Genomic DNA, 25,292 nt, shown 5'->3' on the forward strand with positions numbered 1-25,292 from the left:
GCTGTGAACAATCGCGACGGCGGTCGATGTCGGTGAGGATGGCCCCATGCGTGTCCTGGTCGTAGACGACGAACCCGCGGTTCGCGAGTCCATCAGTCGCAGCCTCCGGTTCGAGGGTTATGAGGTCGAACTCGCGGCTGACGGCGAGTCGGCTCTCAAGTCCCAGGCGGCCAGGCCGGCGGACGCCGTCGTACTCGATGTGATGATGCCGGTGATCGACGGACTTGAGACGTGCCGTCGGCTCCGGGCAACCGGCGACCGGGTGCCCGTCCTGATGCTGACCGCACGCCGTGCCGTCGGCGATCGCGTGACCGGCCTCGACGCGGGCGCGGACGACTACCTCGTCAAACCGTTTGCCCTCGAGGAGCTGCTCGCCCGGCTGCGCGCGTTGCTCCGCCGTACCGACACCGGAGGGAGCGAGAAGCTCACCTTCGGTGACCTTGAACTGAACGTCACCGTGCGCACCGTGCTCAGGCGCGAGCGCTTGATCGAACTCACCCGCACCGAATTCGACCTCCTCGAGCTACTGCTGCGGCATCCACGGCGGGTGCTGTCACGGTCGGTCCTGTTCACCGAGGTGTGGGGCTACGACTTCGGCACGGGGTCCAACAGCTTGGACGTGTACATCGGGTACCTGCGCCGAAAGCTGGAAGCGCACGGCGAGCCCCGACTCGTGCACACTGTTCGAGGGGTTGGCTATGTGCTCAAAGAGTCGGAGAACGCGTGAAGGGACGACGACCGTCGCTGCGCCGGCGCCTCGGCGTCGTGTCGGCGGCCGCGGTCGCGGTCGCCGTTATCGGCGTCTCCGTCGCCGCCTGGCTGCTGCTTCGCGACCAACTCAGCGATGTGATGAACGAGCGGCTCGATCGGCAGGTGGTCTTCGCGGTGAAGATCGACTCAGCCGGGATGCGCGCACCAGTTCAGAGCAGCGGACCTGACACCCCGCTCTACCAGACGGTGTTTCCGGACGGCTCTTCATTGACGCCAGTAGGGCAGGCGTCTATTCCGGTGTCGGCCGCGGATCGACAAGTGGCACGCCGGGAGCTGTACGACACGACCGAAGACGTGAAGATCAGCGGCACCTCGTACCGGGTCCTCACTCGTTGGATCCGCACCAAGCAGACCGGCCCGAACGGACACGCGGTTCAGATCGCCATCGACCTGAGCGAGACGAATGGAACGCTCGCGAACTTCGGTCTGATCCTGGCGTTGACCGGCGGTGTCGGCATCGCCGCCGCAGGCGTGCTGAGCTACTGGTTGACACGCGCGGGTCTTCGGCCGGTGGATCGTGTGGTCGCTGCCGCCGAGCACGTTGCCAGCACTCAGGATCTCAGCGCCGCAGTTTCAGTTGATCACCGAGATCCCGACGAGGTGACACGCGTCGCGGAGAGCATGAACTCGATGCTCAACGCGCTGGGCGCCTCGCGCGACGCACAGCGTCAACTGGTAGAGGACGCCAGCCACGAGTTGGCAACGCCGCTGACTAGCCTGCGCACAAATATCGATCTTCTTCTGCGAGCGGAGAGCCATCCTGAGCGACGGCTGGAGTCGGCCGACAAACAACGGCTGCTGCAGGACGTCCAGGCCCAGATGCACGAACTGGATCATCTGATCGACGAGGTCGTTGAACTGGCGCGCGATCCGCGTTCCGGGGAAGACGTCGAGGACCTTGACCTGGCCGAGGTGGTGCGGTCGGCGATGACGCGCGCTAGGGCCAGGACACCACAAGTGAACTTCACGCTGACGGAGAATCCGGCGATCGTGCGCGGACAGGCGAACGCGTTGGAACGAGCGGTGTTGAATCTGTTGGACAACGCCGCGAAGTGGGGACCTCCTGGCTTGCCTGTCGAGGTGCTGGTCCGGCAGTGGGGCGCCAGCGCCGAGGTGAAGGTCTCGGATCGCGGGCCGGGGATCGCCGAAGGCGACCTGGAGCGGGTCTTCGAGCGGTTCCATCGGACCAAGGAAGCCCGGCAGATGCCAGGGTCGGGCCTCGGGCTGGCGATCGTCAGGCAGGTCGCGCAGGGGCACGGCGGTCGGGCCTGGATGAGCCGCCGGGACGGCGGGGGCACCGACGCCTGGATCCAGATTCCGCAGGTGGGACCGGCTGCTGCGTCGTTATGAGTGATAACTCATTGCATGAGTGAGTCCACACTCATAAGCTGTGCCCATGTCCACCGAGTCACCCCCACGCCGTCGGCGCGCTCCTGCGATGAGCACGGAGGACCGGCAGGAGGCCATCGCCGTCGCGGCGATCCCGCTGCTGGCCGAGCACGGCACACACGTCACCACCGGGCAGATCGCCAAGGCGGCGGGGATCGCGGAGGGCACGATCTTCCGTGTCTTCAAGGACAAGCAGGAGTTGCTGGATTTCTGTGTCCTGCGGGCGTTTCGGACGCGTGAGCTGGTCGAACGGATGAGCACGATTCCGGTCGACCAGCCGATGCGAGAGCGGTTGATCGAAGCAATGACGATGCTCGACGACATGGCCGCCCGGTTGGGGGCGCTGATGCACACCCTGGGTGCTACCGGCTACCGCCCGGACGAAGCCAACCACGCGAAGGATCCGGAGTCGGGAGAGCAGGGCAAGCCTCCGATGATGGAGGAGTTCGAGCAGACGACGACGGCGATCGCCAGGCTGCTGTCGACGGGCCAGGAACAACTACGGCTACCGGCCGATCGGGCGGCGGGCTATCTGATGGGCCTGATCTTCATGACGAGGATGCAGGCGGTCCGGACGGCACGGACCGAGGAAAAGGAGCCGGAGTCGTTCGTGTCGGAGATCGTCGATCTCTTCATGAACGGAGCCATCGCCAACGAGGCAGAGCAAGGGGGGAAGGACCCGCGATGACCGAAGTGATGATCGAAGCGAGAAACGTGAGCAAGGTGTTCGGCAGCGTGACGGCGCTGGACGACGTGAGCATCTCGGTGCCGCAGGGGACGGTGCTCGGGCTGCTGGGCCACAACGGAGCCGGCAAGACGACGTTGGTGAACGTGCTGACGACGCTGCTCAAGCCGACGTCGGGATCGGCCTCGGTGGCGGGCATGGACGTGGTGCGTCAGGGCGACCAGGTGCGCGGGCGGATCGGCTTGACCGGGCAGTTCGCTTCGGTCGACGAGAACATGTCGGGCCATGACAACCTGGTGCTGATCGCGAGGTTGTTGGGGGCGAGCAAGAAGCAGGCGTCGGCGCGGGCGGACGAGTTGCTGGAGACGTTCGACCTGACCGAGGCGAAGGACCGGCCGGCGAAGACGTACTCCGGCGGCATGCGGCGTCGGTTGGACCTGGCGGCGAGCCTGGTGGGCCGGCCGGACGTCATCTTCCTCGACGAGCCGACGACGGGGCTGGACCCGATGAGCCGGATCGGCCTGTGGGAGATCGTCGAGGGCCTGGTGGGCGACGGGACGACGGTGCTGCTGACGACTCAGTACCTGGAGGAGGCCGACCGGTTGGCGGACTCGATCACGGTGCTGTCCAAGGGAAAGGTGGTCGCGGCCGGCACAGCCGCAGAGCTGAAGGCTGGTGTCGGCAAGCGCACGGTGAGCGTGGTGCTGGCCGAGCCGGAGGATGCGGCGACGGCGTTGAACGCACTGTCCAAGGCAGGGCTGCACCCGGTCCACGACAAGGTGCGGTACTCGGTCACGACGCCGGTCGAGAAGTCGACCGATCTGGCGACTGTGGTGCGGGCGCTCGACGAAGTCGGGGTCGAGGTGGGCGAACTGGCGCTCACCGAGCCGACGCTCGACGACGTTTATCTGGCCGTCAACAGCGAAGCTCCGGCTGCCTGAGTCGGACGAGGGGGCAATTCCATGACCACGACAGTTCAAGCCACGACGCCGACGGGCGAGGCGCCGCGGCGTAGCGACCTGGGCTGGCACGGCAGCAGCTTTGCCACGCAGGTGTGGGTGCTCACGCAGAGATCGCTCAACACGTTCCTGCGCGACCCACGGATGTTGTTCTTCAGCCTGTTACAGCCGCTGGTGATGCTGCTGCTGTTCAGCCAGGTTTTCGGCGGTCTCAGCCAACTAGGCAGCCTGCACGAGTGGGGTTCTTACATCAACTACCTGCTGCCCTCGACGTTGGTGACGACGGCGATGACCTCGGCGATGAGCTCCGGGGTCGGGTTGCTGACGGAGATGTCCAACGGGGTGATCGCCCGGTTCCGGTCGATGCCGGTGAGCCTGTTCTCGGTGCTGCTGGCCCGGAGTCTGTCGGACACGGTGCGGATGGCGATCCAACTGGTTGTCATGCTGATCGCCGCGGCGGCGCTGTTCGGCTTCTCACCGGCGGGCGGCATGCTGGGCGTGATCGCGGCGCTGGCGGTGTCGCTGGTGGTGGGTTGGGGCCTTGGCTGGCTCTTCCTGGCGATCGCGACCTGGGTGAAGAAGGCGGAGACGATGCAGGCGGTCGCCTTCCTGACGATGTTCCCGCTGATGTTCGGCTCCAGCGCGTACATGCCGGTGTCCACGATGCCGGGCTGGGTGCAGGTGATCGCCAACGTGAACCCGCTCAGCTACGCGATCTTCGCCTCGCGCGGACTGGCGACGACGATCTGGGAGGCGAGCCCGGCCTACACGCTGATCGCCTCGCTGGCGATCTCCGGGCTGATCGCGTTGGTCGGCGGGGTCATCGCGACGCGGAACTTCCGTCGAGCGAACTGACCTTTGTGCGAACGGCCCCGTCGGCAGTGGTGTTGCCGGCGGGGCCGTCGCTTTTCCAGTGCGAGCTCGGGTCTTTCGTGATGGGCCCGGGATCGACCGGGGACCGCTGGTTGAGCGGGCCGATGGTGGCAGCGTCAGCTGCGTGGATTGTCCACAGTCGATATGAGTGGTGCTCAGCGGCGGCTACTTCGGTTGGGGACCGCCGCGCTGACTCATTTGTTCGAGCATGGCGTTGTAGGCGTTGAGGTCGGCGTCGCCGTCAGTGTCGGCGCGGCGGTCGGCCCGCCGGGCGGCGCGTTCGTCGGTGCGGGCCCACTGTGCGAGCAGGGCGAGCATCACGATGAGCAGGGGCAGTTCGCCTGCGGCCCAGGCGATGCCGCCGCCGAGGTGTTGGTCGGAGAGCTCGTTGGTGACCCAGGGCAGGGCGAGCGACCGGTAGAAGTTCTGGCCGATCACGGTCTGCATGCTCATCAGGATGACGCCGAAGAACGCGTGGAACGGCATGGAGGCGAACACCATGCCGAGTCGGCCAAGGGGAGGTAGCCGGCGCGGGGCGGGGTCGACGCCGATGACGGGCCAGTAGAACAGGTAGCCGACCAGGATGAAGTGGGCGTTCATCACCAGATGCGCCCAGTGGTAGTTCAACGCGGCGTCGAACAGGCCGGAGAAGTAGAGGCCGTAGAAGGAGCCCACGAACAGAACGAGGGCGACGACGGGGTGCGTGAGGACGCGGGCGACGGGCGAGTGGACGGCGGCAAGCAGCCATTCGCGAGGTCCAGGGGCACGGTCCTTGCCGGCGGTGGGCAGCGCGCGAAGCGCGAGGGTGACGGGTCCACCGAGCGCGAGCAGCGGCGGGGCGAGCATGTTGAGCATCATGTGCCCGCCCATGTGCACGCTGAACATCGCGGTGGCGTAGCGACCGATGCCGGAGGACGTCGCGAGCAGGATGGCGGCGCAGCCGCCGACCCAGGCGACGGTGCGGCCGACGGGCCACCGATCCCCCCGCAGCCGAAGTCGCCGGACGCCGAGCAGGTAGAGGACGATGCCGAGGATGGCGGCGGTGCCGTAGACGAGGTCGAAGCGCCAGTCGAAGAGCAGGCGCAACACCGTGGGCGGCCCGTCGAGCGGGTAACCGATGAGCCGTTCGACGTCGCTGACGGCGGAATAGACGTCCTGGGGCGGAGGGGTCCGGGCCAGCGCGGAGGCGACGCCGAGGGTGACGAACATGATCAGCACCTCGACCGCGGCGAGCCGGATCAGGGAGCCACCGGAGCCGCTCGCGAGCACGGCCTTCACGCCGCGTTCCCGCTGGAAGTAGCCGACGACGCCGAGCACGGCGAGCAGGGCGATCTTGGCGAGGACGAGCAGACCGTAGGAGGTGCTGAACAGGTCGCCGAGGGGCAGCCGGACGAGGGCGTTGATGACACCGGAGGCGGCCATCACGATCCAGCAGACCAGGGCGACTTTGGAGAAGCGACTGGTCGCAAGCCCCAGGTCGGCGCCGCGGCGGCGGGCGTGGGCCAGCAGCGCGATGAGGCCGCCGACCCAGATGGCGGCGGCGATGAGGTGGTACAGCAGGCTGTTGGTGGCCAGGTCGTGGGAGCCACCGGCGGACGAGTGGCCGCTCGCGGCAACGGGCACGAGCCCGACCAGAGCGAGGAAGAACAGGGTGGCGGTCCATCCCCAGGACAGCGCGAAGAAGCAGCCGACAGCCAGCAGAAAAACGATGACGGCGGTGATGACCCACGCCTCGGACTGCTCGACGATGCCGACGCTGCTGATGAGCACGCTGGGGTTGAGCATGAAGCTGATGGGCTTGCCCTCGGCGTCGGCGAGGGTGAAAGGCACCTCGAGCAGGGCGCCGACGCACCAGGCGACCGCGGCCCAGCCGGCGGTGCGCAGGGCGGCGTAGCCGTCGACGGCGAGCCGCCCGGAACGTCGCGGAGCCACGAGGAAGGCGGCGAACAGCAGGGCTCCGACGCAGACGGTCGAGGCGGCCTCGGTCAGGACCCGGACCACGGTGATGCCGTAGCGGGTGATCGCGCCGGGATCGGGCAGTCCCAGGTTCGTGTACAGCAGCTCGCTGCCGGAGAACAGTGTCAGCACGGCCGCGACCAGGGCGGCGATGACGGTACTGATCAACAGCAACGGGAGCATGCCGGCGGGTCGGCGAACCTGCGCGCCGGGTGTGGGCTCGGCTGTCACGACGTCTTCGGCCACGTAGTTGAGGGTAGGCCGCGACGCAGCTCACACCGTCGGCGCACCGACCGCTGCTGGTGCGCATTCCCGACGACGGGCGCGAATCACCAATACGACAGCGGGCACGATGAGCGCCGCGACGACGGCGGCGGTACCGAGCGTGAAGCCGAGGCCGCCCCACTGGGCGAGTTGGCCGAGCAGCGGCGGGCCGCCGAGGAAGCCGGTGTAGGCGATGGTGCTGACGAAGCCGATCTCGCGCTCGCCGCCGGTGCCGTCGGCGCGGCGGCCGGCGGCGCCGGCCAGGCTCATGGTGACGGGGAAGGAGTACGCGAGCCCGACTCCGGCGAACGCGAAGCCGACATACGCGACGGCGGGAACGTGGATCGTGACGGCGGCGAGAAGTCCGACGGCGGCGAGCGATGCGCCGAAAACGAGCATTCGGTACGGGCCCCACCTCCGTTCCACCCGCTCTCCGGACAACCGGGTCAGCGCCATCGCGACGGAGTAGACCGAGTAGCCGGCGGCGGCGAGGGAGTCGGACACGCCGCGGTCTTGGGCGAGGAACAGCGCGGTCCAGTCGGCCGAGGCCCCCTCGGCGACGGCGGAGAACAGGGCGATCAGGGCCAGCAGCCAGAGCAGAGGGCGGCGGACGGGCGACGGGCCGGCGACCACGACGTCACCCGATCGGGCCCGGGACCGCTCGCCCGCCTCCGCCGGTAGCGAGGTGACGATGAGCGCGACGGCGACGACGCCGATCACGGCGAGGATCAAGAACTGCCGTAACGGACTCCATTGCAGCCCGGCGGCGAACGCGGCTCCCACCGATCCGACGAGACCGCCGAAGCTGAAGCCGGCGTGGAACACGGGCATGAGGGGCCGGTCGAGCAGCCGGATAACAGTGACGGCGGCGATGTTCATAGAGACGTCGAGCGAGCCGATCGTGAGCCCGAGGACGAACAGCACGAGGCCGAGTTGCAGCGGCGACGTCGTGAGACCGAGCAACGGCAACACGACGAAGCCACCGGCGGCGGCGAGCACCATGACGGCGCGCGAGCCGAAGGCGGCGCAGAGCCGGCCCGCGACGGGCGCGGCGAGGAAGAGCCCGACGCTCACGCCGAACAGCGACAGCCCGAGCCCGGCGGGAGTGGCACCGACCTGCGCGGCGAGCGCCGGCACGCGGGCGGCCCAGGAGCCGAACACCACTCCGTTGAGCACGAACACGATGAACACAGCGGTGCTCTTGGCCAGCATCCATACCCCCTTCGACTGGAACGTGACTGTACTGAAGCGCTTCAGTACAGTCTAGTGCGCAAGGTCGCCCCTCTGCGCCAACTACGCTCTTCCCCGTGGACACCGAGCAGAGCCGCCGACCGACCCTCGACACGGTCGCCCGTGCCGTCGGGGTCTCGCGGGCGACGGTGTCCAACGCCTACAACCGGCCCAACCAGCTCTCCGCCGGCCTGCGCACACGGATCCTCGAGGTCGCCGACAGGCTCGGCTACCTCGGCCCAGACCCGGTCGCCCGCAGCCTGGCGACGCGGAAGTCGGCCGCGGTCGCGTTCATGCTGCCCTCGGGTCTGTCCAGCGCCTTCTCCGATCCAGCGCTGACGATCATGCTCGACGCGCTGGCCGCCACGGTCGACGGCCGCGACCACGCCCTGGTGCTGTTGCCCGGCGACGAGACCGGCGGACCACGGCCGGAAAGCATCGCCCGCGCACAGGCCGACGTGGCCGTGGCGTACTCACTGCCGGACAACGCCCCGGCACTGACCGCGGTGCGCCAGCGCCGACTGCCGATGGTGGTCGTGGACCAGCCGGCGAGCGGTGGCACGGCGCGGGTCGAACTCGACGATTTCGGCGGAACACAGGCGGTCGGCCGCTACCTCACCGAGCTCGGACACCGCGACTTCGGCGTGATCTCACTCACCCTTCATCCGGACGGCCGCTCCGGCCCGGCCGAACCGGAGCGCCGCACCGGGTCGCCGTATCGCGTGACACGCGAACGCATGAGCGGATATGTCGACGCGCTGACGGCGGTCGGCATCGCCACCGAGACAGTGCCGGTCTGGGAGGCCGTGACCAGCGGACGCGAGCACGGCCGAACCGCCGCGCGCTGGTTGTTACAGCAGACTCCGCAGCCGACGGCGCTGCTCTGCATGTCCGACGAACTGGCGTTGGGCGCGCTCCAGGCGGCTCGTGACGCCGGCCTGTCGGTGCCGGCGGACGTGTCGGTCGTCGGATTCGACGACACGCCCGCCGCCGGCGTCGCGGACCCGCCGCTGACCACGGTCAGACAACCGCTGGTCGAGAAGGGTCGGCTGGCCGGCGAACTGGCCCTGACCCTGCTGGACGGCGGCAGACCGAGCAGACCCGTACGCCTCGACGTGGAACTCGTGGTGCGCGCATCGAGCGCCGCCCCGATCCGGTGAACCCGAACGCGGATTGACAACGCCGAGTGCAGAAATCGGCACCCACGGTGGTTGTCCATATCGTGATCATCCGAATGAGGGTCAACCGGAAACGACTGGCGGGCTTGAAGCGATGTACCTCACGGGGCGTGCGCCGACATGCCCCAAGCCTCCGTAGCTCAGCGGACAGAGCGAGTGACTTCTAATCACTTGGTCGCAGGTTCGAGTCCTGCCGGGGGCACCCATTTCCAGCCGGCCGTGGCGAGCCGGCGGCGACCGTGTGACGCCCGTCTCTCTAATCTGGAGGCGGGTGTGCGCCGCCCACAGGTCGAGCCCTGACCGCCGGCGCCCCAGGTGCGCACACCATGGAGTTACCGACAAGGCGGTCGACAACCACATTCGGCGACAGATTGGGAAAACATTCGCCGAAGCGTCGCCGCGGAAGTCACGGAAGAGCTATCCGCCAATACGTACGGTGCCGATGCCGGCACTGTCCGAAGAAACCGAGCAGCCGTTACGGCAAACGGTGCCGAACACACCACTGTTCGCCGTTGCCGGTATCGACCATCCGTCGGATCGACTCGGCGCGGCGCTGGTGAGACACCGCTCTGTCGGGTGTCCTTTCGGGCACGAGCGGCGTCAGCGCAGCCGGGCGTGACTGGGCCGCAGGTCGGCGATCGCCCGCACGCCGAGCAGTTGCATCGTCCGCACGATCTCCTTGCGCAGGATTTCGACGGTGCGCAGCACGCCGCGCTCGCCGCCGGCCATCAGCCCGTACAGGTAGGCGCGGCCGATCAGGCACAGGTCGGCGCCCATGGCCATCGCGGCCACGATGTCGGCGCCGGACAGGATGCCGGTGTCCAGCCAGACCTCGGCGTCGTCCTTGACCTGGTCGACGACCTGCGGCAGCAGCTCCAGCGGCGTCGGCGCGCGGTCGAGCTGCCGGCCGCCGTGGTTGGACAGCAGCACGGCGTCGGCGCCGTGTTTGACGACGTCGCGGGCGTCATCGACGTTCTGGATGCCCTTGACGACAAGCTTGCCGGGCCACATCTCGCGGACCCAGTCCAGATCGTCGAAGTTCAGCGTCGGGTCGAACATCGAGTTGATGAGGTCCTCGACCGTGCCGCCCCACTCGGTGAGCGAGGCAAAGGTCAGTGGCTCGGTCGTGAGCAGGTTGAACCACCACGCGGGGTGCAGCGCGCCGTCGACGAAGGTGCGCAGCGTCAGTGCGGGTGGGATGGTGAGGCCGTTGCGCACGTCCCGCATGCGCGCGCCGCCGACGGGCGTGTCGACTGTGAGCATAACCGTGTCGTAGCCGGCGGCCCGTGCGCGCTCCAGCAACTCACGGCCCGCGCCCTTGTCACGCCACACGTATAGCTGGAACCACTTGCGCGCGTCGGGGGCGACCGCCGCGACGTCCTCGATGGAAGTGGTGCCCATTGTGGACAGTGCGTACGGAATGCCGACGCGCTGCGCGACCTTGGCGACTGCTCGCTCCCCCTCGTGGTTCATCATCCGCGTGAACCCTGTGGGCGCGAACGCGAACGGCAGTGCGCTGCGCTTGCCCAGCACCTCGACGCTGGTGTCCGGGTCGGCGACACCGCGCAGCACATTCGGCCGGAACTCGACGCGTCGGAACGCCGTGCGCGCACGGCGGAGACTGTCTTCCAGCTCAGCGGCGCCGTCGGTGTAGTCGAACACTGCTCGCGGCGTGCGCAGACGGGCGATGGTGCGCAGGTCTGCGATCGTGTGCGCGGACGCGAGCCGGCGCTCCGTCGGATCGAACACGAACGGCTTCGGCCGGAGCAACTGCGCCAGCTCGCTGGGACGCGGCAAGCGGCGTTCGGTCACGTCCACCTTCCTCACTGTCTGGTCACACCTCGCTGTCTGGGCACAGCGTGGGCGCGACCGGTGCGGCAGATACCGTCGTCAGCGTGCCAGCAGTCATCACGTCGCTCAAGGACGACCACCTGCAGCAGGTCCGGGCCCTCGCCAGCCGCACGGGCCGGGCCGAAGCCGGCGGCTGTCTGTTGGAAGGGGCCGCGCTCATCACCCAGGCGGTAGAAGCTGGCGCGACGCTACGGTTCGCGCTCGCCGCCGAGGGTGCCTCCGATCCGGTGGCGTCGCTGCTGGCCGGGGCGCGGGTGCCGGTGATGGTGGCGAAGGAGTCGGTGCTGCGGCAGGCGGTGCGGCTGAACCGGTCGGTGTCCTGGCTGGCGGTCGCCGAGCTGGCGGCCACCGACGACGATCAGCCGTATGGGGATTTCGCCGTCGTGCTGGACAACGTGCTTGATCCCGGCAATCTGGGCACGATCGTGCGCACGGCCGTCGGCCTCGGCGTCGCCGATATCGTCTGCACCGATCCAGAAACGGATCTGACCAGCCGCCGGGTGTTGGACGCCTCCCGAGCAGCGGTGCTCCGGGCCCGCCTCCGCCGGTACGAAACACCGGTCGAAGCGGTGCGCGACCTGCGCGAACGTGGCTTCGAGGTCGTCGCCACCTCGGGCCGTGCTCGCACGCTCCAGGGATCGGTGCCGCTGAGCGGGCGGCCCGTCGCCCTGGTCGTCGGCAACGAGACCGACGGCGTCGCCGACGAGGTGTTGGATCTGGCCGACCACGTGGTCCGGATTCCAATGTCGGGCGAGGTCGAGTCGCTCAACGTCGGTGTCGCCACCGGCATCAGTCTGTATGAACTGCGCGCCCGAATGGCGCTGGCCTCACTCGGCGTCACCGTCGCCGAACTCACCGCGACTGTTTCCGACCTGCGGGATTCCGGGTACGTGGGAGAGGATGCGGTGGAACGGGCACTGACCGGTTTCACGGCGGCGGAGCGGGCGCAGTTCCAGGGCTTTCTCCGCCGTATGCGGGAGAATCTCCGACGAGACGAGTGAGCGATGAACGAGCTGGTGTCCTTCGGTGAACCGACCGGTCAGGGCTGGACCCAGATCACCGAGCTGACCACCGCTCTTGTGTTGTGCTCACTTATCGGACTGGAACGGGAACTCAAGCAGAAGAGCGCCGGACTGCGCACGCTGACACTGGTCGGACTGGGCGCCGCGCTGTTCCTGCTGATCAGCAAATACGGTTTCACCGATGTGCTCGTCGAGGGCCGGGCAGTGCTGGACCCGTCCCGGGTCGCGGCCCAGATCGTGTCCGGCGTCGGCTTCATCGGCGGCGGCCTGATCTTCGTCCGGCAGAACATCGTGCGCGGGCTGACCACGGCCGCCGTGGTGTGGGTGAGTGTCGCCGTCGGCTGCGCCTGCGCGGCCGGTCTGCCACTGCTCGCCGTGTTCGTCACCGCGGCGCACTTCCTTGTGGTGTACGGATATCCGCCGCTGGTCCGGCTGCTCACCCGGTCCCGGCCGACGACCACGGTGGTGCGCACCAGCTACCGCGACGGCGAGGGCGCCCTGCGCGACATTCTTGAGCTCGTCACGACGTCCGGGTACGTCGTCGAGCATGCCTCGACCAACCGGACCGAGGCGACCAACGTCATCGACCTGCGGCTGCGGCTCACCGGCCCGCGCCAGCTGGCCACCTTGCTGACTGGTCTGTCCGATCACCCTGGGGTGTTGGCGGTCGACACCGGGCGAGGCCGACACCGAGGAATGATCAGGCCCGGGGCTGCGTGGCGAGCACGCGGTAGCCCTTGTCGGTGGCGATGCGTTCGGTGGCGTGGCCCTGGTCGGTGAGCCACCTGGCCAGGGAGTCGGAGCCGAGGTTCTTCTGCACCACCAGATACGCGACGCCACCCGGCAGCAACCGGTCGAGCCAGTGCAGCAGCAGCTCGTGCAGCGCCTGCTTGCCGATGCGGATCGGCGGGTTCGAGTAGATCGCCGCGAACCGCGCATCCGCCGGCACTTCCTCGGGCAGCAGGCACGTGATCGCGTCGACGCCGGCCGCCTTCGCGTTGGCGCGGGCCAGTTCCAGTGACCGCGTGTTCACATCGACGCCGGTGATTCGGCGGCCCGGGTAGCGCTTGGCCAGCGTCAGCGCGATCGGGCCGTAGCCGCAGCCGACGTCCAGCAGGTCGCCGTCGACCGTCGGCGCAGGGGCGTTCTCCAGCAGCACCCTGGTGCCCGGGTCGAGCTGTTTTGGCGAGAACACCCCGGCGTCGGTGGTCAGCTTCAGCGTGAGGTCGGACAGCTCGACGGTGAGCAGCCGCGGGTCGCTGACCGCGTTCGGGTCGGCGGTGAAGTAGTGCTGGTGCTGCTCGGTCACGCGACGATGGTAGCCAAGACGGCGCTCCACCTCGTGAATGGAGCGGACGGTGTCGTTTTCGGCAAATTACCTGGTGTTTTCCGGCGCGCTCGGTCGTTGTCGGCAGATTCGAGACCTTGAGAATTGATCCGGCCGATTGTTGTCGCGCACACCGTTGGTCATCGACGGCCCGGCCGAGGCACCTAGGCTCGGGATGACGCGCCGATCCTGACAGCAGATGGCAGTCTTTCGGGCGATGATGACGCCGTGACCACGAACGTCAGCCGCGACCAGGTCCTGTGGTACCGCGTCCGCCAGCACGGTCTGCTCCGCGACAGCGAACAGCCGGACGTGCTGGACATCGGCCTTCAGGACACCCAGATGGGCTCCGCCCAGCTGGCACTGGCCGCCCGCACCACCGGGCCGGTCAGTCTCGACGGGTACGAGCTGGGATGGACGCTCCGCGGCGCGCCGTACCACCACCGCCCTGGCGAACTGCGCCGCCTGGCCGGCGAACTGTGGCCGTGGAGCGACACCGACGCGCGGGCCCGGCTGATGTGGCAGAAGTCCCGGACAGTGACCGACGGACTGACCGCGACGGAGACGTACCGGCTGATCGCCGAATCGATGCGCGAGGTCGTCACCAAGCCGATGACCAAGGGCGCGGCCAGTGCCGAGGTCACCAAGCTGATGCCGCCCGGCATGCTCAAGGCCTGCCCGGCGTGCAAATCGACACATATATATGAGCAGCCGTTCCGACTCGCCGCGCTGCCCGGTGGCCTGCGGTTGCGCACCGGCGAGAACGGTTTGCTGCTGGAGCCGCTGCCCAAGCGCGGTTCGATTCCGACGAAATCCACCAATCCGCACGGGCTGGTGCACCGCTACCTCCGCTTCCTCGGGCCGGCGACGCCCGCCGAGGTGGCGAAGTGGCTCGACACGTCGACGGCCAACGTGCGCGAGATCTGGCCCGACGACCTCGCCGAGGTGACCGTCGACGGTCGACGCGCGTGGTTGCCGAAGACCAATGTCGACGAACTTCTCGATTGCGACCGAGTTGAGCTCGTTCGCCTGCTGCCGGCGATGGACCCGTTCCTCCAGGCCCGCGACCACGACCTGCTTGTGCCGGACAAGGCGGAGCAGAAGGCGCTGTGGACCATCCTCCGCAATCCCGGTGCGCTGCTGGTCGACGGTCAGATCGGCGGAATGTGGCGGGCGAGGCTGGCCGGCCGCAAGAGCCTGGAGGTCACCGTCACCCTGTTCGACACCGAGATGGATCCGTCGATGCGCGATGACGTGCAGGCCGAGGCCGAGCGGATCGCCGAGGTCCGCGGAGTGCCGGCGGTGGTCGTCCGCTACGCCTGACCCACAATGCGGGGTATGCGCGCGAGCCGGTTGCTGTCCACTCTGCTGCTGTTGCAGACCAGGGGCCGGATGACCGCGCAGGAGCTCGCCGACGAACTCGAGGTTTCCGTCCGAACCGTCTACCGCGACATCGAGTCCCTGTCCGTCGCCGGCGTGCCCGTGTACGCCGACCGCGGGCCGACCGGCGGTTACCAGCTGCTCGACGGTTACCGGACCCGGCTGACCGGGCTCACCACCGACGAGGCCGACTCCCTGTTCCTGGCCGGTATGCCCGGGCCCGCCGCCGAGCTGGGGCTCGGCACGGTGGTGGCGACCGCCGAGCTGAAGATGCTCGCCGCCCTGCCGCCCGACCTGCGGGCGCGGGCCAGCCGCATCCGCGAGCGGTTCCACCTCGACGCGCCCGGCTGGCTCCGCGACGCCGACGAAGTCCCCTTTCTCGCCGAAATCGCCGATTCCGTCTGGAACGAGCGTCTGGTCGAGATCCGCTACCGCCGCTGGAAGACACCCCGCGAGGTCACCTGCCGCCTCGCCCCGCTCGGCGTCGTGCTCAAGGCCGGCACCTGGTACCTCGTCGCTCTGGCCGGCGACGACCTGCGCACCTTCCGGGTGTCGAAGGTGCTCGCCGTGCAGACCCTCGACGAGCGTTTCGACCGGCCCGCCGACTTCGACCTCGCCGACTACTGGCAGGACTGGGCCGGCCAGTTCGAGGTGCGGATGCGCGGCCAGCGCGCCCGCGTGCGCCTGTCACCCGATGGTGTGCGCATGCTGCCGTACTTCCTCGGCCGCCAGGTCGCCGACCTCGTCACCGCCACCCTGTCCGAACCGGATCCCGCCGGCTGGGTCGAGGCGGTCGTCCCCATCGAGACCGTCCGCCACGCCCACGGCGAATTCCTCCGCTTCGGCGCCGAAGTCGAGGTTCTCGATCCCGGCGAACTTCGAGAGATGGTCGCCACCAGCGTCGGCAAACTGGCCTGGATCTACGGCGCACGACCGGACCAGCCGGAGTAACCGCCTCCTGGGCCTCGGCAGATCTCCCACCCGGCAGAAGCCTCGACCCGCATCGGGGTCCACCCAGTAAGCGAATACCTAATCCGTTTCCAGCCAAGCTCCCAGCAGAAGCACCGAAGCGTGAGGCTGCGACTCGATGCGGAAGCTCCCGGAACGGCGAGGCTTCGGCTCACGATGGAGCGGCCGAACGCCACAGGTGATGAACGAACCGCCACGGCCGCCGGACGCTAGGGATCGCGGCGGATCCGGCCGGAGTAGTGCGCCTCAAGGGCCTTGTTGTGGTCGTCACCGCCCGGGACGTTCGCGGACAGGTACACCGGCGGCTTGGTGCCGGCCGAGAGCAGGCGGGCGCAGGCGTCGGCCAGCATCATCTGGGCGGCGAACGCGGCGGTGATCGACGAGATCGCACACGCCTGTCCGCCGCCGGGCATGGGGAGCAGGGTGTCGCCCATCGGCCCGCAGTTGTCGATGACAACGTCGGCATAGTCGTGCAGGTGATTGCCAGACGGATGCCGTGACTCGACCGCGGTGGCGTGGGCCAGCGACGTGAAGGCGATCAGCCGGTGGCCCCGCTCCTTGACGAGAGAGGCCATTTCGACGGTCGAGCCGTTTCCGCCGGAATTGGACGCGATGACGAACAGGTCGTTCTCGCCCGGCGCAGCGAGGTCGTACACGCGGTGCGCGATCGCCGGCTCGCGTTCGGTGTGCGGACCGAGCGAGTCGGCCGGGTCGCCGCCGTAGGTGACGACGTCGCGCAAGGCCAGCCGGTTGGTCGGGATCAGGCCGCCGGCCCGGCCGGCGATCTCCATCACCAGGCCCTGCGAGTGGCCGGTGCCGAACGCCTGGACCACGCCGTCGGCGAGCACGCAGTCGGCCACTAAGACGGCGGCCGCCGCGATCGCGTCGCGCTGGGTGGTGACCAGCTGGTCGATCAGGTCCTTGGCCGCCGCGACGAACTCGTCCTGGCCGATCGACATCCGCCACACTCCCTCGTTAGCGACTTTCCATATCAGCCACCATCACGTTAACGGCAAACCGAGGCTGGGGCACGACTGCATCAGAGGTACAACAGCGCGTTGACGGCGGCGGTCGCCAGTGCCGCGCCGCCACGTTCACCCCGATTGGTCAGCGCGGGCACCTCCGACTCACGGACCGCCCGCTTGGCCTCGACGGCCCCGACGAACCCGGCCGGCAGCGCGATGACCAACGCCGGCCGGATCTCGCCCGAACGGCAGCGCGCGACGAGTTCGGTGACGATCGACACGTCCTGGCCGACCGCCCACACCGCACCGACTGGTGCTTTTCGCACGAACTCCGCAATTCCGCCGGCCGTCTCCGCGACGACTGCCGCGGGTCGGCTGGTGATGCCGACGGCCACCATCCGGACATCGGCGATCACCGGCGCGCCGTCGACGAGCGCCTGCCGGCCCGCGGCCAGCGCCTGCTCGTCGACCAGCAGATCACCAGCCCAGGTCGGGTCGGCCGTGGTGTGCACGAGCCGTTCGACCACAGCCCGGGACAGCGGCCCCAGGCCCGTGGTGTCGACACGTCGGCGGAGGATTTCGTACGACTCCGACTCGATCGGATGAGGCACTCGCGGCACGTCCGGGCTTCCCCTCTGCTGGGTCGTTTCACACCGTAGTCGGCGGTGTCGGCACGCCGACGCGTCAGTTAACCTGCTCCGCGAGCGTGGTTACGGGAAGCCGGTGCGAATCCGGCGCGGTCCCGCCACTGTGACCGGGGAGTTGTCCCGCAGAGCTACAGCCACTGGGCGCGAGCGCCTGGGAAGGCGCGGCGACGGCGGCGATCCGGGAGCCAGGAGACCGGCCACGCGACCGACACGCGTCGCACGGAGGATGTGATGGCTGGCATCGGGCTGCGCCCCGGGCGGTCCCCGCGGTGATCACACCCGGGCTGATCTCTTTTGTCGGCGCCGGTCCCGGCGCCGCCGACCTGATGACCTTCCGCGGCGCCGACCGGCTGGCCAGGGCCGACATCGTGGTGTGGGCGTCGTCGCTGGTGCCGGCCGAGGTGCTGGAGCACGCGAATCCCGCGGCCGAGCGGCACGACTCCGCCGGCATGACGCTGGAGGACGTGCTCAAGGTCTACGCCGACCACCCGGAGGCGGCCGTCGTCCGGCTGCATTCCGGCGATCCGACCGTGTACGGCGCGATCGGCGAGCAGATCGAATGGTGTCGGCGGACCGGCCGGCCGTACGAGATCGTGCCGGGTGTCGGCTCACTCGGCGCCGCCGCGGCGGCGGTTGGTTGTGAACTGACTTCACCGACGGTTGCGCAGTCAATCGTGTTAACACGCCTCGCCGGCGGTCGGACGGCCGCGTCGATGCCGGACGGCGAAACGGTCGCCTCGTTCGCGTCCCATCGCACGACGATGGCCGTCTACCTCTCGACCCAGCGCCCCGAGCAGTTGCAGGCCGAGCTGCTCGCCGACGGCGACGGCTACTCCCCCGACACCCCGGCGGTCGTCGTCGCGAAGGCGACCTGGCCGGACGAGCGGATCGTCAGCACGACTGTCGGCGACCTCGCCGCCGAACTACGCGCATCCGGCATCCGGACGGCCGCGCTGGTGCTCGTCGGCGAAGCTCTCCGCGACGACCGCGAGGTTCAGCGCACCAAGTTGTACGACCCGGCCTACTCACACGGCTGCCGACGGCGGTCGGCCGAGGGCACCACGGAGGGCCGGCCGATTCCGGTGGAGAAGCGGAGGCTGCCATGACCGGTGTGCTCACCATCGTCGGTCTCGGCCCCGGCGACGCACGACACCGCACGCCGGCCGCGACCGAGGCGATCGCCGATGCTGAGGCCGTCTACGGCTACTCCGCCTATATAGATGCGTGCGACGACCTCCTCCGGCCCGACCAGGTCGTCGTCCGCGGTCGGATGACCGAGGAGAAGTTGCGCGCCGAGCAGGCCGTCGACGATGCCGCCGGCGGCCGGCGGGTCGTGCTCGTGTCGTCGGGCGACGCCGGTGTGTACGGCATGGCGACGTTGGCGTTGAGCAATGCGTACGAAATCGAGGAAACCGTCCGCCCAGAGGTTCGCGTGCTGCCCGGCGTCACCGCGGCGCTCGCCGCCTCGGCGCTCGTCGGCGCTCCGCTCGCGCACGACTTCGCCTGCCTGACGCTGTCCGACCTGCTGACTCCGTGGGAGGAAGTGGAGCGCCGGCTCCGGGCCGTCGCCGACGCCGACCTGGCCATCGCGCTCTACAACCCCCGGTCCAAGGGCCGCCCTTGGCAGCTCGACCGGGCCCGCCAGGTCCTGCTCGAACGCCGCGCACCGGCCACGCCGGTCGCCCTCGTCGCCGACATCGCCCGGGACGGGCAGCGCGTCGAGCTGACCACGCTCGCCGACCTGGACTGCGACAAGGTCGGCATGACCACCACTGTGCTGGTCGGGTCGTCGACCACCCGGCGGTTCGGCGACTGGCTGGTGACGCCGCGGTCCGCGGCCGAGCGGGACGCGGTCGAACAGGATGCTGGGTGACCGTGCACCTGGTGGGCGCCGGCCCCGGTGATCCCGGTCTGCTCACCTGCCGCGCGGTCGAACTGCTCAAGTCCGCCGAAGTCGTCGTCTACGACCGCCCGTCGATGGCCGACATCGTCGCGATCGCGGATTCCACCGAAATCGCGCATTGCGTCGGAAAGGCGGGAAGTCGACCGGCGTGGCCGCAGGCCGACGTGAACCAGCTTCTCGTCGAACTCGGGCGGGCCGGCCGGAACGTGGTCCGGTTGAAGGCCGGCGACGCGTTCGTGGTCTCCCGCGGCGGTGAGGAGGCCGTCGCACTCGCGGCCGCCGGCGTGCCGTTCGACGTCGTGCCCGGCGTCTCCGCCGCGCTCGCCGCCCCGGCGCTCGCCGGCATCCCGGTGATGGTCCGTCAGATCGCCACCACGCTGACCGTTGTCGCCGGCAACGACGACCCCGAGTACCACCAGCACATCGACTGGGACGCCGTCGCCCGGGTCGGCGGCACCGTCGTCGTGCTCACCGGCCGGTCCGCATTGCGGGACATCGCCGCCAAGCTGATGGCCGGCGGCCTGCCGCCCGACACCCCGGTCGCCGCGATCAGCGCCGCCAGCCGTCCGCACCAACGGACCGAGCTCGGCACGCTGGCGTCGCTGCCGAATACCCGCCTGCGGCCGCCGGTCACCTTCGTGATCGGCGAGGTCGCGTCCCTCGACCTGCTGGGCAGTGGGGTCGCGGGCGCGCAGGCGGCCAACAGCGGAGCGAACGGACCGGTGGAGGGATCCCATGCACATTCCTGACGGCTTCGTGAACGCGCCGGTTTCCATCGCGGGCGGGGTGGTGGCCGTTGCCGGGCTGGCGGTGTGCTCCCGGAACCTGGGACCGTCGCTGCGGGACCGGGACATCCCGCTGGCTGGGCTGGCTGCCGCCTTCTTCCTGGTGTTGGAGGCGCCGATCTTCCCGATCGGGGTGGGCACGGGCGGCCATCTGCTGGGCGGCACGCTGGCGGTGGCGCTGCTGGGCCCCTGGCTGGGACCGGTGGTGATCTCGGTAGTCCTGGCGGTGCAAGCGCTGTTCGCGGGTGACGGGGGTGTGACGGCGCTGGGGGTGAACGCGGTCAACATGGCCTTGATCCCGGCGGTCGTCGGCTATCCGCTGATCCTCGGTCTGCGCAAACTCCTGCCCCGCACCAAAACCTGGGTAGCTGTCAGCTGTGGGGTGGCGGGTTTCGTGTCGGTGGTGGCGGGATCGGTGCTCTACAGCCTGGAATACGCGATGGGCGGTGCCACGTCAGTGCCGGCCGGCACGGTGGCGGTGACGACGATCGGCACCTACTCGGTGATCGCGGTGTTCGAGGGCCTGGTGACGGGGCTCATCGTGGCGGCGCTGCTGCGTCTGCGGCCGGACCTGGTCCGGGTGGGCCGGCATCTGACCCGGGCGAGCGCATGAGCGAGCTTGCGAGCGAGTCATTCAACGCAGAGCGTCCGCGAACGCGGACACCGAGCGCTAGCGAGGTGTCGCAGTGAGCGGAGCCGCCCACAATCCAGGCGCGGACCTGCTGATCCCGGCGGACACGCCGCTGCACCGAGCGGCCCCGCAGTGCAAGGTGGCGGCGACGGCGCTGTGCATCCTGTTGGTGGCCTGCACGCCGCGCGACATCTTCTGGCCGTATCTCGGGTACGGCCTGGTGCTGGCGGCCGCCGCGTATACCGCGCAGATCCCGGCGACGACATTGCTGCGGCGGCTGGTGGTGGAGATCCCGTTCGTGTTCTTCGTGGTGGTGCTGCCGTTTCTCGCTACCGGCCCGGAAGTCCATGTCCTGGGTGTCCCGCTGTCGATCGCCGGCCTCGAGTCGGGGGCCTCGATCGTGTTGAAGGCGAGTTTCGGCCTGCTGGCCACCGGGGTGCTGGCGGCCACGACCCCACTGCCGGAGGTGATCACCGGCCTGGAGCGGCTCCGGGTGCCGAGGATCTTCACGGCGGTGGCGTCGTTCATGATCCGGTACGTCGAGGTGCTCAACTCCGAGCTCAACCGCCTGCGCACCGCCCGCGCCTGCCGTGGCGGGGATCCGCGCTGGCTGTGGCAGGCGAGGGACACGGCGATGTGTGTCGGAGCGTTGTTCGTCCGGGCCTTCGAACGCGGCGAGCGGGTCTATCTGGCCATGGCGTCGCGCGGTTACGAGGGATCGCTGCCGACGACGTTGACCGGGCAGCCGGCGACCAGAGCGGCTTGGCTGGCTGCTTTCGCCCCACCGGCGGTTTTCGCCGCGCTGACCGCGACCGCGTGGGCGACGGCATGACCGCGCCGGCAATGGTGCTGCTGGGCCACGGCAGCCGCGACGCGGACGGCGTCGACGAGTACTGGGCGCTCGCGGAGGCCGTGAAGCGCAGCGCGCCGGAGCTCCAGATCGGCTGCGGCTTCGTGGAACTGGCCGAACCGGGCGTGGACGAGGCGATCGACCGCCTGGTCGCGGACGGCGCGCACGAGGTCGTGGTGGTGCCGCTGGTGCTGTTGGCGGCCGGTCACCTCAAGAACGACGGACCGGCGGCGATGGCCCGTGCCCGCCTCCGGCATCCGACCGTCCACTTCAGACTTGCCCGGGATCTCGGCATCGAGCCGACGATCCTGGCGATCGCCGAGGAACGCATCCGTGACGCGGCCGGCGACGCGGACCCGGAGAAGCTGGGCGTGGCGCTGATCGGCCGCGGCTCCTCCGACCCGGACGCGTGCTCGGATCTGTGGAAGGTCGGCCGCCTGCTGGCCGACAAGCGCGGCCTCGGCACGATCGAGCCGGGCTTCGTCTCGGTGGCCCGCCCGAACGTCGGCGAGGCGATGGAACGCTGCCGGCTGCTGGGCGCGACCACGATCGTGGTCAGCCCGTTCTTCCTGTTCACGGGTCTGTTGGTGCCTCGAATCCACCAGCAGGCCGGCGAATGGGCCGCGCAGCACCCGGAGATCACCGTGCGCGGTGGGCCGCATCTCGGCCCCGACCCACGCCTGGCCCGGATCGTTCTCGAGCGCTACCGCGAGGCGCTGCACGGCGACGTCCGGATGAACTGCGACCTGTGCACGTACCGGGTCCAGCTGCCCGGTTACGAGGACAAGGTCGGCCTGCCGATTTCCCTTACCCCGCATGGCGACGAGCCGGCCCGGGGCAAGCGGAAGGCCCGCCGGGCGATCCGCACGCCCGCCCCCGCGCCGACGGTCGAGGTGCGCCGGGGCCGGTTCATGCCCTCGGCGACGGCCCCCGACGACCAGCCGGCGATCGAGATGCGCGGCGTCAGCTTCGACTACCCCGACGGCACCTCCGCCCTGTCCACTGTGGACCTCACCATCGGCCGCGGCGAGCGGGTCGCGCTGCTCGGCCCGAACGGCGCCGGCAAGACGAGCCTCGTGTTGCAGCTGAACGGTGTGCTCGCGCCCAACGCCGGCGAGGTCCTGATCAGCGGCACCCCGGTCGGGCCGAAGACCCTCAAGGAGGTCCGCCGCAAGGTCGGCGTCGTCTTCCAGGATCCCGACGACCAGCTGTTCACCCCGACCGTCGGCCGCGACGTCGCGTTCGGCCCGGCCCATCTGGGCCTCAAGGGCGAGGAACTGGCCGACCGCGTCACCGAGGCACTGTCCTATGTGGGCCTTGCCGAGCTGGCCGACCGCCCGCCGCACCGGCTCTCGCTGGGCCAGCGTCGCCGGGCCGCCGTGGCCACGGTGCTGGCCATGCACCCGGAGGTCCTGGTGCTCGACGAGCCTTCGTCCAATTTGGACCCGGCGGCCCGCCGCGAGTTCGCGGACCTGGTCAAAAGGCTCGGCATGACCACGTTGTTGGTCACCCACGACCTGCCGTACGCGCTGGAGCTGTGTCAGCGGGCCGTGGTGCTCGACCACGGCCAGGTCGTCGCGGACGGCCCGATCCGGGAGATCCTGTCCGACGCGGGCTTCATGAGCGCGCACCGGCTGGAGCTGCCCGCCGGCTTCAACCCGTTGGGAGGCTGACGAAGTGGCCCGCCAGCTCGTCCTGGTCACCGTGCTGCTGCTGGCGCTGGCCGCGCCGGCGTCGGCGCACGACGCCGACGCGCACACCCCGCCGGACCGCGTCGGCGATCTGCGCAGCGCGCTGATCGCCTCCACCCTGCCGCCCGGAGTCGACTTCCGGGTGTTGCAGAACGGCGAAGCCCTGTGGCTGCGCAATTCCACTCGAACGGATGTCGTCGTGCTCGACCCGGACGGCGCGCAGCGCTACCAGATCGGCCCGGACGGCGCGGCGGTGAACGCGGCGCTGCCGGCGGAGGCGACGCCGGCCGGCGACATCAGCGAGGATCCGGCGAAGTCGTCCGACGACGCGGCGAAGGCCCCGCAGTGGCAACGCATCTCCACCGAGCCGGTGGTGCAGTGGCACGATCACTACGCGCACTGGGGTGACGCAACACTTCCGTCGCAGGTTCTCGCCGATCCGGACCACGAGCAGCTGATCCGGGCCTGGCAGGTGGACCTGGTCTCGAACGGCACGACCTATCAGGCCCGCGGCGAGCTGCGCTGGGTTCCGGGGCCGTCGCCGCTGCCATGGATCCTGGTCACGGTCTCGTTGGCGATCGCGGCGGCGTTGCTGGGACTGGCCCGCGACCAACGTCCGCTGGCGGCCGCGACGGCCGTGCTGGTCGCGGCGAGCGCCACCAACGGAATTGCGACAATTCTTGGTCGTCAGGCAGAAGATCCGTGGACTGTTGTGCAGCACGAGTACCTGCCGATCGTGCTGGCCTGGCTGATCGGGGCGGCCGCGGTGGTCCTGCTGGCCGCCGGCCGGGGAACCGGGCGGTGGTTCGCCGCGCTGGCCGCGGTCGGCCTGGGCGCCGTCGCCCTGCTTCAGGACCTGCCGGTCTGGTGGAGCTCCACCAGTGTCGTGGCGCTGCCGGTCGATGTGGACCGCGCGTTGGTGTCGATCACAGCCGGTGTCGCGGTCGGCATCCTGTTCACGGTGCTTCGTGCGCCCAACATCACCCGATCGGACGCTGTAACAGCAACTCAGCGAAGCGGGTCTGCCTCAGCGGGCAGGGATTTACCTCAAGGTAGCTAGACGTCACAGCCCCGATCACTACACTCCCGAGGGCTACCACCGAGACACCAGGGTGCGCGCCGTTCGCAGCACCGGACCCACGAGGTGCGCCGTGCTTGACCACACGAGCTGGGCTCACACCTACATCGATCTCGACAGGCCCAACGCCGCGCGGATCTACGACTATCTGCTCGGCGGGGCCACCAACTCGGCCGCCGACCGGGAGCTGGCGCGCGAGATCATCAGGGTGATGCCCGAGGTGGAGTACCTGACCCGGGCCAACCGGGCGTTCCTGCGCCGCGCCGTGCGCCTGCTGGTCGACCTGGGTGTCCACCAGTTCATCGACATCGGCTCCGGCATCCCGACCGCCGGCAACGTGCACGAGGTGGCCCAGGGGCGGGATCCGCGGTGTCGCGTGGTCTACGTCGACCGCGAGCCGGCTGCCGTGTTCCACAGTGAACTCTTGTTGCAGGACAACGAGTTCGCCGCCGTAGTGCACGAGGACTTCCGCCGCCCGGGCGCTGTGCTGTCCTCGCCCGAGGTGCAGCACCTGATCGACTTCGACCGTCCGGTCGGCCTGCTGCTGTTCGCGCTGCTGCACCATGTCCCGGACGAGGACGACCCCGCGGAGCTGATGTCGGTGTACCGGGAGGCGTTGCCGGAGGGCAGCTACGTGGCGCTATCGCACTCCACCCACGAGGCCGTGTCCGACCACATCCTCACCGTGTACGACCTGTACGCGGCCAACCGGACTCCGATCACGCTGCGCGGCCAGGCCGACATCGCCCGCCTGATCGACGGTTTCGACCCACTGGAGCCCGGCATCGTGCATGTGCCACGCTGGCGTCCGGAGTCCCCCGAGGACGCCGATCATCCCGAGGAGGCCGCCATCTACGGTGTGGTGGCGAGGAAGCAGCGCTGACGTGC

General features: G+C 69.4%; 24 protein-coding genes, 1 tRNA gene and 1 riboswitch. Of the genes, 19 read left to right on the plus strand and 6 right to left on the minus strand.

Annotation, left to right across the window (positions count from 1 at the left end; genetic code table 11):
- Nucleotides 1-46 precede the first annotated feature (46 nt).
- The 5 genes from JJ691_RS29480 (at nt 47) to JJ691_RS29500 (ending at nt 4,659) form a co-directional block, all read left to right on the plus strand.
- On the plus strand, nt 47-727 hold the full coding sequence (locus JJ691_RS29480; RefSeq protein ID WP_211762868.1) for a response regulator transcription factor: 681 nt from the start codon (nt 47-49) through the stop codon (nt 725-727).
- Entirely contained in the window at nt 724-2,121 is a 1,398-nt protein-coding gene (locus tag JJ691_RS29485; protein ID WP_211762869.1) for a sensor histidine kinase, read from the plus strand. Before JJ691_RS29480 ends, JJ691_RS29485 begins: the two co-directional genes overlap by 4 nt.
- An 88-nt stretch (nt 2,122-2,209) precedes the next feature.
- Nucleotides 2,210-2,848 carry a TetR/AcrR family transcriptional regulator gene (locus tag JJ691_RS29490; protein WP_211762870.1) on the plus strand — a complete coding sequence of 213 codons (639 nt, stop codon included), beginning with the start codon at nt 2,210-2,212 and terminating at the stop codon, nt 2,846-2,848.
- Nucleotides 2,845-3,786 carry an ATP-binding cassette domain-containing protein gene (locus tag JJ691_RS29495; protein WP_211762871.1) on the plus strand — a complete coding sequence of 314 codons (942 nt, stop codon included), beginning with the start codon at nt 2,845-2,847 and terminating at the stop codon, nt 3,784-3,786. Before JJ691_RS29490 ends, JJ691_RS29495 begins: the two co-directional genes overlap by 4 nt.
- Nucleotides 3,787-3,807: 21 nt before the next feature.
- Nucleotides 3,808-4,659: an ABC transporter permease gene (locus JJ691_RS29500; RefSeq protein ID WP_211762872.1), complete on the plus strand. Its 852-nt coding sequence runs from the start codon at nt 3,808-3,810 to the stop codon at nt 4,657-4,659.
- 183 nt (nt 4,660-4,842) lie between these two features.
- Here JJ691_RS29500 and JJ691_RS29505 read toward each other — a convergent pair whose 3' ends face one another.
- The gene (locus JJ691_RS29505) at nt 4,843-6,816 is read right to left on the minus strand and encodes a cytochrome c oxidase assembly protein (RefSeq protein WP_211771790.1); all 1,974 of its coding nucleotides are present in this window, start codon (nt 6,814-6,816) and stop codon (nt 4,843-4,845) included.
- A 90-nt stretch (nt 6,817-6,906) separates the two neighbouring features.
- Nucleotides 6,907-8,109, minus strand: a complete 1,203-nt coding sequence (locus tag JJ691_RS29510; RefSeq protein WP_211762873.1) for an MFS transporter — start codon at nt 8,107-8,109, stop codon at nt 6,907-6,909.
- A gap of 95 nt (nt 8,110-8,204) precedes the next feature.
- Between JJ691_RS29510 and JJ691_RS29515 the strand changes: the two genes are divergently transcribed.
- Nucleotides 8,205-9,287 carry a LacI family DNA-binding transcriptional regulator gene (locus JJ691_RS29515; protein ID WP_211762874.1) on the plus strand — a complete coding sequence of 361 codons (1,083 nt, stop codon included), beginning with the start codon at nt 8,205-8,207 and terminating at the stop codon, nt 9,285-9,287.
- Nucleotides 9,288-9,434: 147 nt separating this feature from the next.
- A tRNA-Arg gene (locus JJ691_RS29520) sits at nt 9,435-9,507 on the plus strand.
- Nucleotides 9,508-9,905: 398 nt separating this feature from the next.
- On the opposite strand, the gene JJ691_RS29525 is transcribed toward JJ691_RS29520, so the two are convergent.
- Nucleotides 9,906-11,117, minus strand: coding sequence for an alpha-hydroxy acid oxidase (locus JJ691_RS29525; protein ID WP_211762875.1), 1,212 nt, complete (start codon nt 11,115-11,117; stop codon nt 9,906-9,908).
- An 83-nt stretch (nt 11,118-11,200) separates the two neighbouring features.
- Between JJ691_RS29525 and JJ691_RS29530 the strand changes: the two genes are divergently transcribed.
- Both JJ691_RS29530 and JJ691_RS29535 read left to right on the plus strand, forming a co-directional pair.
- On the plus strand, nt 11,201-12,157 hold the full coding sequence (locus JJ691_RS29530; protein ID WP_211762876.1) for a TrmH family RNA methyltransferase: 957 nt from the start codon (nt 11,201-11,203) through the stop codon (nt 12,155-12,157).
- A gap of 3 nt (nt 12,158-12,160) precedes the next feature.
- Nucleotides 12,161-12,958 (plus strand): MgtC/SapB family protein, encoded by a 798-nt coding sequence (locus JJ691_RS29535; protein WP_211762877.1) that lies wholly within the window; start codon nt 12,161-12,163, stop codon nt 12,956-12,958.
- Here the strand turns inward: JJ691_RS29535 and JJ691_RS29540 are convergent.
- The gene (locus tag JJ691_RS29540) at nt 12,879-13,487 is read right to left on the minus strand and encodes a class I SAM-dependent methyltransferase (RefSeq protein ID WP_211762878.1); all 609 of its coding nucleotides are present in this window, start codon (nt 13,485-13,487) and stop codon (nt 12,879-12,881) included. The genes JJ691_RS29535 and JJ691_RS29540 overlap by 80 nt on opposite strands.
- A gap of 246 nt (nt 13,488-13,733) precedes the next feature.
- On the opposite strand from JJ691_RS29540, the gene JJ691_RS29545 reads away from it, so the two are divergent.
- Both JJ691_RS29545 and JJ691_RS29550 read left to right on the plus strand, forming a co-directional pair.
- Nucleotides 13,734-14,828 (plus strand): DNA glycosylase AlkZ-like family protein, encoded by a 1,095-nt coding sequence (locus JJ691_RS29545; RefSeq protein WP_211762879.1) that lies wholly within the window; start codon nt 13,734-13,736, stop codon nt 14,826-14,828.
- A gap of 15 nt (nt 14,829-14,843) precedes the next feature.
- Nucleotides 14,844-15,836 carry a helix-turn-helix transcriptional regulator gene (locus JJ691_RS29550; protein ID WP_211762880.1) on the plus strand — a complete coding sequence of 331 codons (993 nt, stop codon included), beginning with the start codon at nt 14,844-14,846 and terminating at the stop codon, nt 15,834-15,836.
- Between the two features lie 227 nt (nt 15,837-16,063).
- Here the strand turns inward: JJ691_RS29550 and JJ691_RS29555 are convergent, their stop codons facing one another.
- Nucleotides 16,064-16,813, minus strand: coding sequence for a sugar isomerase domain-containing protein (locus tag JJ691_RS29555; RefSeq protein ID WP_211762881.1), 750 nt, complete (start codon nt 16,811-16,813; stop codon nt 16,064-16,066).
- A gap of 80 nt (nt 16,814-16,893) precedes the next feature.
- Nucleotides 16,894-17,430, minus strand: a complete 537-nt coding sequence (locus tag JJ691_RS29560; RefSeq protein ID WP_249227088.1) for a precorrin-8X methylmutase — start codon at nt 17,428-17,430, stop codon at nt 16,894-16,896.
- A 79-nt stretch (nt 17,431-17,509) separates the two neighbouring features.
- Nucleotides 17,510-17,682: riboswitch (cobalamin riboswitch) on the plus strand.
- 53 nt (nt 17,683-17,735) lie between these two features.
- Between JJ691_RS29560 and cobM the strand changes: the two genes are divergently transcribed.
- From cobM to JJ691_RS29600, 8 genes are all read left to right on the plus strand, one after another.
- Nucleotides 17,736-18,572, plus strand: coding sequence for a precorrin-4 C(11)-methyltransferase (cobM, locus tag JJ691_RS29565; RefSeq protein ID WP_211762883.1), 837 nt, complete (start codon nt 17,736-17,738; stop codon nt 18,570-18,572).
- Entirely contained in the window at nt 18,569-19,339 is a 771-nt protein-coding gene (cobJ, locus tag JJ691_RS29570) for a precorrin-3B C(17)-methyltransferase (RefSeq protein WP_211762884.1), read from the plus strand. Before cobM ends, cobJ begins: the two co-directional genes overlap by 4 nt.
- Nucleotides 19,336-20,118, plus strand: a complete 783-nt coding sequence (cobA, locus tag JJ691_RS29575) for a uroporphyrinogen-III C-methyltransferase (protein WP_211762885.1) — start codon at nt 19,336-19,338, stop codon at nt 20,116-20,118. The genes cobJ and cobA overlap by 4 nt, the downstream gene beginning before the upstream one ends.
- Entirely contained in the window at nt 20,105-20,767 is a 663-nt protein-coding gene (locus JJ691_RS29580) for an energy-coupling factor ABC transporter permease (protein ID WP_211762886.1), read from the plus strand. The genes cobA and JJ691_RS29580 overlap by 14 nt, the downstream gene beginning before the upstream one ends.
- A gap of 73 nt (nt 20,768-20,840) precedes the next feature.
- Nucleotides 20,841-21,617 carry a cobalt ECF transporter T component CbiQ gene (gene cbiQ, locus JJ691_RS29585; protein WP_249227089.1) on the plus strand — a complete coding sequence of 259 codons (777 nt, stop codon included), beginning with the start codon at nt 20,841-20,843 and terminating at the stop codon, nt 21,615-21,617.
- Nucleotides 21,614-23,308, plus strand: coding sequence for a CbiX/SirB N-terminal domain-containing protein (locus tag JJ691_RS53195; RefSeq protein WP_211762887.1), 1,695 nt, complete (start codon nt 21,614-21,616; stop codon nt 23,306-23,308). The genes cbiQ and JJ691_RS53195 overlap by 4 nt, the downstream gene beginning before the upstream one ends.
- A 4-nt stretch (nt 23,309-23,312) precedes the next feature.
- Nucleotides 23,313-24,386, plus strand: a complete 1,074-nt coding sequence (locus JJ691_RS29595; protein WP_211762888.1) for a hypothetical protein — start codon at nt 23,313-23,315, stop codon at nt 24,384-24,386.
- A 91-nt stretch (nt 24,387-24,477) separates the two neighbouring features.
- Nucleotides 24,478-25,287 (plus strand): SAM-dependent methyltransferase, encoded by an 810-nt coding sequence (locus tag JJ691_RS29600; RefSeq protein ID WP_211762889.1) that lies wholly within the window; start codon nt 24,478-24,480, stop codon nt 25,285-25,287.
- Nucleotides 25,288-25,292 lie beyond the last annotated feature (5 nt).

The organism is Kutzneria sp. CA-103260 (genome assembly GCF_018263855.1).
Lineage (GTDB): Bacteria > Actinomycetota > Actinomycetes > Mycobacteriales > Pseudonocardiaceae > Kutzneria.